The sequence below is a fragment of the Mycobacterium sp. PO1 genome (assembly GCF_017312405.1).
In the GTDB taxonomy this organism is placed as follows: domain Bacteria; phylum Actinomycetota; class Actinomycetes; order Mycobacteriales; family Mycobacteriaceae; genus Mycobacterium.
This window is the reverse complement of the sequence record NZ_BLTG01000006.1, coordinates 46,190-52,368: the sequence shown is the minus strand read 5'-3', so window position 1 is coordinate 52,368 and position 6,179 is coordinate 46,190. Positions and strand designations below refer to the sequence as shown.

The following is a 6,179-nucleotide window of genomic DNA, read 5'->3' as shown; positions in this document are numbered from 1 at the left end:
TCAGCGGCGGCGGCGGCCGCTTCTAGCTCCCGGGGCGTTCCGTCGCGAGAAATGCCGGGTTGCGCCGCTCGCCCACCCACCGACATTGCACCCAGGGCTGTCGCCGCGGCGGATCGGCGACCCTGGCAGCNNCGCTGATCGCCACCCGCTCCTGGGTCATCGCGTCCCGCTCGCGGATGGTCACGGCGTGGTCCTCGAGGGAGTCGAAGTCCAGCGTGACGCAGTACGGCGTGCCGATCTCGTCCTGGCGGCGGTAGCGGCGCCCGATCGCCCCCGCGTCGTCGAACTCCACATTCCACGACGTGCGCAGCTCGGCGGCCAGGTCGCGAGCCTTGGGCGACAGGTCGGCGTTGCGTGACAGCGGCAGCACCGCAGCCTTGACCGGCGCCAACCGCGGATCCAGGCGCAGCACGGTGCGCTTGTCGACACCGCCTTTGGCGTTGGGAGCCTCGTCCTCGGTGTAGGCGTCGATCAAGAACGCCATCAGCGAGCGGGTCAACCCGGCTGCGGGTTCGATGACGTACGGCACGAACCTCGTCTCGGTGGCTTGATCGTAGAACGACAGGTCCGCACCGGAATGCTTGGCGTGCGTGGACAAGTCGAAGTCGGTGCGGTTGGCCACCCCCTCCAGCTCACCCCAGGGGCTGCCCGCGAAGCCGAACTTGTACTCGATGTCGACGGTGCGATCGGAGTAGTGCGACAGCTTCTCCTTCGGGTGCTCGTAGAGGCGCAGGTTGTCGCGGTTGATGCCGAGGTCGACGTACCACTGCAGCCGGGTGTCGATCCAGTACTGATGCCACTCGGGCGCGGTCGCGGGTTCGACGAAGAACTCCATCTCCATCTGCTCGAACTCGCGGGTGCGGAAGATGAAGTTGCCCGGGGTGATCTCGTTGCGGAAGCTCTTGCCGATCTGGCCGATGCCGAACGGCGGCTTCTTGCGCGCGGTCGTCACGACGTTGGCGAAGTTGACGAAGATGCCCTGCGCGGTCTCGGGACGCAGATAGTGCAGCCCCTCCTCGGTCTCGATCGGGCCCAGGTAGGTCTTCAGCATCATGTTGAAGTCGCGTGGCTCGGTCCACTGGCCTTTGGTGCCGCAGTCCGGACACACGATGTCGGTCATCGCCACCGAGTCCGGGTCCGACAAGCCCTTCTTCTCGGCGTACGCCTCCTGCATGTGATCCTGCCGGTGGCGCTTGTGGCAGTTCAGGCATTCCACCAGCGGATCGTTGAACACCTCGACGTGGCCCGAGGCCACCCAGACCTCGCGGGGCAGGATGATCGCGCTGTCCAGGCCGACGACGTCGTCACGGCCGGTGACGACCGCGCGCCACCACTGCCGCTTGATGTTCTCCTTGAGCTCCACACCCAACGGGCCGTAGTCCCAGGCGGATTTGGTGCCGCCATAGATCTCGCCGGACTGGAAGACGAGTCCACGGCGCTTGGCCAGATTCGCAACGGTGTCGATGATCGAAGACGGAGCCACGGGTTGACAGCGTAGCGACGCCGACGGCCGACGCTCATCCGAGATCGATTGACATGCGCTCCCACGCATGTATCGTGGTCATTAATGGAAATCATTGCCACTAAGGCTGACCCGCCCGCCGGACACGACCACGGAGGTGCGCCGCCGCCCGAGCTGCCGCCCCGCGCCGTCCTCGACACCGCCGGCGAGCTGTTGCGAGCCCTGGCCGCGCCGGTGCGCATCGCCATCGTGCTGCAGCTGCGCGAAGCCGCCCGATGCGTACACGAACTGGTCGACGCGCTGGGCCTGCCTCAGCCCCTGGTCAGCCAGCATCTGCGGATCCTCAAGGCGGCCGGGGTCGTCGACGGCGAGCGATCCGGCCGGGAAGTCTTCTACCGCTTGGTGGACCATCATCTGGCCGATATCGTCGTGGCTGCCGTGACCCACAGTGCCGAGGAGGTCGAACAGTGACTGGCGCCGTACGTGCGACCCGCCAACGTGCCGCGATCTCGGCGCTGCTGGAAAATCTGGACGATTTCCGCTCGGCGCAGGAACTGCACGACGAACTCCGCAAGCGGGGCGAAGGCATCGGTCTGACCACCGTCTACCGGACGCTGCAGCAGATGGCGGCCACCGGAACGGTCGACACGCTGCGCACCGACACCGGCGAATCGGTCTACCGGCTGTGCTCGGATCATCATCACCACCACCTGGTCTGCCGGGCCTGCGGCAGCACAGTCGAGATTCAGGGCAGCCAGGTGGAGAAGTGGGCCGCCGAGGTCGCCCGTAAGCACGGCTTCACCGAGGTCACCCACACCGTGGAGATCTTCGGGCTGTGCAGCCGCTGCGGCGCCCTGCCGTCAGACAACTAGGACCGGTCGTCAGACAACCGAGGCCCCGTCGGCAGACACGGCCCGGTCATCAGATGACCAGCGCACGACGCACGTCCGCGCCCGTGGCGAGCACCATCATCACCAGGGTGCGCAGCGCGTCGTCGCTCAACCCGCCGGCCGGGAAGTTGTACCGCAGCAGCACGTCACCGGTTTTCTTGGCCGAACCGGACCCGGTCTTCGCGGCGCCGATCTTCTCGACCAGCGACACCGTCCCCAGCAGCGTGTCGTGGGCGTGCTTGGCGACCGCGGCACGGATCTTCGCATTGAGCGGCAGATCCCACGCCAGCACCTGGGTCAGCGACACCATCTCGAGTCCCTCGGCGATGGTGACCACCCGCAACGAGGCGAACGTCTCGTCGTGACGCACCGTCAGCGCACCGTCGTCCTCGCGCTGCACCGGCAGGATCTCGGTGAGCGCGACCTCCAGCCGCTCCGACAGCTCCATGCGCTCCATTCAGGCGCGCCTGCTCAGGCACATCATTCGGCCCTGCCGCTCAGGCACATCATTCGGCCCTGCCGCTCAGGCACATCATTCGGCTCTGCCGCTCAGGCACATCATTCGGCCCTGCCGAAGCGGCGGTTGCGGTTGACGTATTCCTCGCAGGCCGCCCACAGGTCGCGGCGGTCGTAGTCGGGCCACAGCTTGTCCTGGAAGACGTACTCGGCGTAGGCCGCCTGCCACAGCAGGAAGTTGCTGGCCCGCTGCTCCCCCGAGGTCCGGATGAACAGATCCACGTCGGGAATGTCGGATCGGTGCAGATGCTTGGCGAACATGGCTTCGCTGATCCGGCTCGGCTTGACTTTGCCGTCGACCGCCTCCTGCGCCAGCGCACGGGTCGCCTCGACGATCTCGGTGCGCCCGCCATAGTTGACGCAGTAGTTGATCGTGATGACGTCGTTGCCGATGGTCATCTCCTCGGCGATGTCGAACTCCTTGATGACGCTGCGCCACATCCGAGGGCGCGAACCCACCCAGCGCATGTTCACGCCCATCGCGTTCAGGTTCTCCCGACGCCGACGCACCACCTCCCGGTTGAAGCCCATCAGGAAGCGCACCTCCTCGGTGCTGCGCTTCCAGTTCTCGGTGGAGAACGCGTACACCGTCAGGTGTTTGATACCGATCTCGATGGCCCCGCAGGTGATGTCGATGAGCACCGCCTCACCCATCTTGTGGCCTTCGGTGCGGTGCAGGCCGCGCTGGGTGGCCCACCGCCCGTTGCCGTCCATCACCACCGCGACGTGGTTGGGCACCTGGCCGGCCGGGATCTGCGGCGCGGCGGCCTTGGACGTGTGCTGGGGCGGACGCGAGAATCTGCCGTTGGTGTTGGGTGGCAGATCCGGAAACACCACCGGCCACGTCGAGGTGTCCGGGAACATCGGATAATCGTCAGGCGCCGGGGGCAGCTGAGGGTAGCTGGTCTGACCCTTCCGCCGCCCGGCGCGTTCCGTTGCCATGCGCCACATCCTGCCTGATGCCCGCCACGGCGCTCCGATCCACCCGCTCGACGAGGGGTAGCGTCCGCAGTTGCCGTTCCAGGTGCCACTGCAGGTGCGCCGCCACCAGACCGCTGGCCTGGCTGCGATGCGACCCCGACGACGTCTGCGCGTGCTCCCAGTCACCCTCGTAGAGCGCGGCCATCAGGTCCAGCACCGCCTGGGGTGGGGTGGCGGACCCGGAGGGCCGGCAGTGCACGCACACACTGCCGCCGGCCGCCACGTGGAAGGCGCGGTGCGGCCCCGGTGCGGCACAGCGGGCGCAGTCGGTCAATGCCGGCGCCCATCCGGCGATTCCCATCGCCCGCAGCAGGTAGGCGTCGAGCAGCAGCTCGCGCGGGCGGCTGCCGTCGGCCACCGCCCGCAACGCGGCGACGGTGAGTCTGTGCAACGCGGGCGCCGGGGCCCGCTCCTCACCGGCGAGCCGCTCGGCGGTCTCCAGCATCGCGCACGCACAGGTGTAGCGGCCGTAATCGCTGACGATGTCGGAGGCGAACGCGTCGATGGCGGCCACCTGGGTGACGATGTCCAGGTTGCGGCCCGGATGCAGCTGAACGTCGATGTGCGCGAAAGGTTCCAGCCGCGCGCCGAACTTGCTGCGGGTACGCCGCACCCCCTTGGCGACGGCCCGCACCAGCCCGTGGTCACGCGTGAGCAGGGTCACGATGCGGTCGGCTTCGCCGAGCTTGTGCTGGCGTAACACCACCGCCCGGTCCCGGTACAGACGCATCGGCCCAGTCTCCCACTGCCGGGGGACGAAATGTGCTTCGCAGCGCCGATACCCTCGTAGGTGATGCCTGACGTTCCTCCCCCTCGAGACCGGCCCGGGGACCGCTTTCCCACCCTCGGCGAGCAGCTCTACCAGCTCGCCAACGGCACCGTGACGTCCGTCGACCTGGTCCGCAGGTCGCTGGAGGCAATCCAGGCCAGCCAGTCCACCCTCAACGCGTTCCGGGTGGTGCTCACCGACCAGGCACTCGCGGACGCCGCGGCTGCCGACCGGCTGCGCGCGTCGGGCCGTGACACCGCTGATCGTCCCCTGCTGGGCGTCCCGATCGCGGTCAAGGACGACGTCGACGTCGCGGGCGTGCCCACCCGCTTCGGGGCGCAGGGCACCGTCCACCCCGCCGACACCGACGCCGAGATGGTGCGTCGGCTGCGCACCGCGGGAGCGGTGATCGTCGGCAAGACCAACACCTGTGAGCTCGGCCAGTGGCCGTTCACCAGCGGGCCGGCGTTCGGGCACACCCGCAACCCGTGGTCGCGCGAGCACACCCCGGGCGGCTCGTCGGGCGGTAGCGCCGCCGCGGTGGCCGCGGGCCTGGTCGCCGCGGCGATCGGCTCCGACGGCGCCGGCAGCGTGCGCATTCCGGCCGCCTGGACGCATCTGGTCGGCATCAAGCCGCAGCGCGGGCGCATCTCGACCTGGCCGCTGCCCGAGGCGTTCAACGGCATCACCGTCAACGGAGTGCTGGCTCGCACGGTGGCCGACGCCGCCCTGGTGCTCGACGCCGTCGCCGGCAACGCGCCCGGCGACCTGCACACCCCGCCGCCGGTGACCGTGTCCGATTTCGTGTCCCAGGCGCCCGGACCGTTGCGGGTGGCCATCTCGACCAAGTTCGCCTACGCGGTGTTCCGTCCCCGCCTGCACCCCGAGATCCGTGAAGCCCTCGACAACGTCGCCGGCCAGCTCGAACAGCTCGGGCACACCGTGACCTCCGCCGACCCCGACTACGACCTGCGCATGTCATGGAATTTCCTGGCCCGGTCGACGTCCGGCATCCCCCAGTGGATCGATCGGCTGGGACACCGCGTCGAACTGGATGAACGCACCCGCGCCAACGCCAGGGTCGGCCGGTTGCTCTCCGAGCACATCCTGCGCAAGGCCCGCGCCAACGAGGCGGCCACGCAGCGTCGGGTCGGCTGGATCTTCAACCTGGCCGACGTCGTGATCGCGCCGACGACCGCGCTGCCGCCCCCGCAGGTGCACAGCTTCGACGGGCTCTCCGGCCTGGCCACCGACCGCGCGATGATCCGGGCCTGCCCGGCGACGTGGCCGTGGAACCTGCTGGGTTGGCCGTCGATCAGCGTGCCCGCCGGGTTCACCTCCGACGGTCTGCCCATCGGTGTGCAGCTGATGGGGCCGGCCAACAGCGAGCCGCTGCTGGTGTCGCTGGCGGCGGCGCTGGAAGCGCTCAACGGCTGGGCGACCCACCAACCGCGGAACTGGTGGGACACCCGGATCGCCCCGCCGGAGCCGGCCCCGGACACCACGAATCTTGCCGCTCCCGACTCGGTGGCGGGCGTCGTCGCGTAATGTCCCGACCGTG

Annotated in this window: 6 protein-coding genes and 1 pseudogene; 3 read left to right on the top strand and 4 right to left on the bottom strand. The window is 68.8% G+C overall.

Annotated elements, in window-relative coordinates; all coding sequences use genetic code 11:
- Nucleotides 1-124: 124 nt before the first annotated feature.
- Nucleotides 125-1,483 (bottom strand): annotated as a pseudogene (locus J3476_RS02110) (glycine--tRNA ligase); the annotation flags it as partial.
- An 84-nt stretch (nucleotides 1,484-1,567) separates the two neighbouring features.
- Here J3476_RS02110 and J3476_RS02105 point away from each other — a divergent pair.
- Entirely contained in the window at nucleotides 1,568-1,933 is a 366-nt protein-coding gene (locus tag J3476_RS02105) for a metalloregulator ArsR/SmtB family transcription factor (protein ID WP_152517755.1), read from the top strand.
- Entirely contained in the window at nucleotides 1,930-2,334 is a 405-nt protein-coding gene (locus J3476_RS02100) for a Fur family transcriptional regulator (RefSeq protein WP_207064962.1), read from the top strand. The genes J3476_RS02105 and J3476_RS02100 overlap by 4 nt, the downstream gene beginning before the upstream one ends.
- Nucleotides 2,335-2,383: 49 nt before the next feature.
- Here J3476_RS02100 and J3476_RS02095 read toward each other — a convergent pair whose 3' ends face one another.
- From J3476_RS02095 to recO, 3 genes are all read right to left on the bottom strand, one after another.
- Entirely contained in the window at nucleotides 2,384-2,800 is a 417-nt protein-coding gene (locus tag J3476_RS02095; RefSeq protein ID WP_207064964.1) for a hypothetical protein, read from the bottom strand.
- A 110-nt stretch (nucleotides 2,801-2,910) separates the two neighbouring features.
- Complete coding sequence (locus J3476_RS02090; protein ID WP_207064961.1) at nucleotides 2,911-3,810, bottom strand: decaprenyl diphosphate synthase; 900 nt, start codon at nucleotides 3,808-3,810, stop codon at nucleotides 2,911-2,913.
- A complete protein-coding gene (gene recO, locus J3476_RS02085; RefSeq protein WP_207064960.1) occupies nucleotides 3,743-4,579 on the bottom strand; it encodes a DNA repair protein RecO in 837 nt (278 codons plus the stop codon). Before recO ends, J3476_RS02090 begins: the two co-directional genes overlap by 68 nt.
- Nucleotides 4,580-4,642: 63 nt before the next feature.
- Between recO and J3476_RS02080 the strand changes: the two genes are divergently transcribed.
- Nucleotides 4,643-6,166 carry an amidase gene (locus J3476_RS02080; protein WP_207064959.1) on the top strand — a complete coding sequence of 508 codons (1,524 nt, stop codon included), beginning with the start codon at nucleotides 4,643-4,645 and terminating at the stop codon, nucleotides 6,164-6,166.
- Nucleotides 6,167-6,179 lie beyond the last annotated feature (13 nt).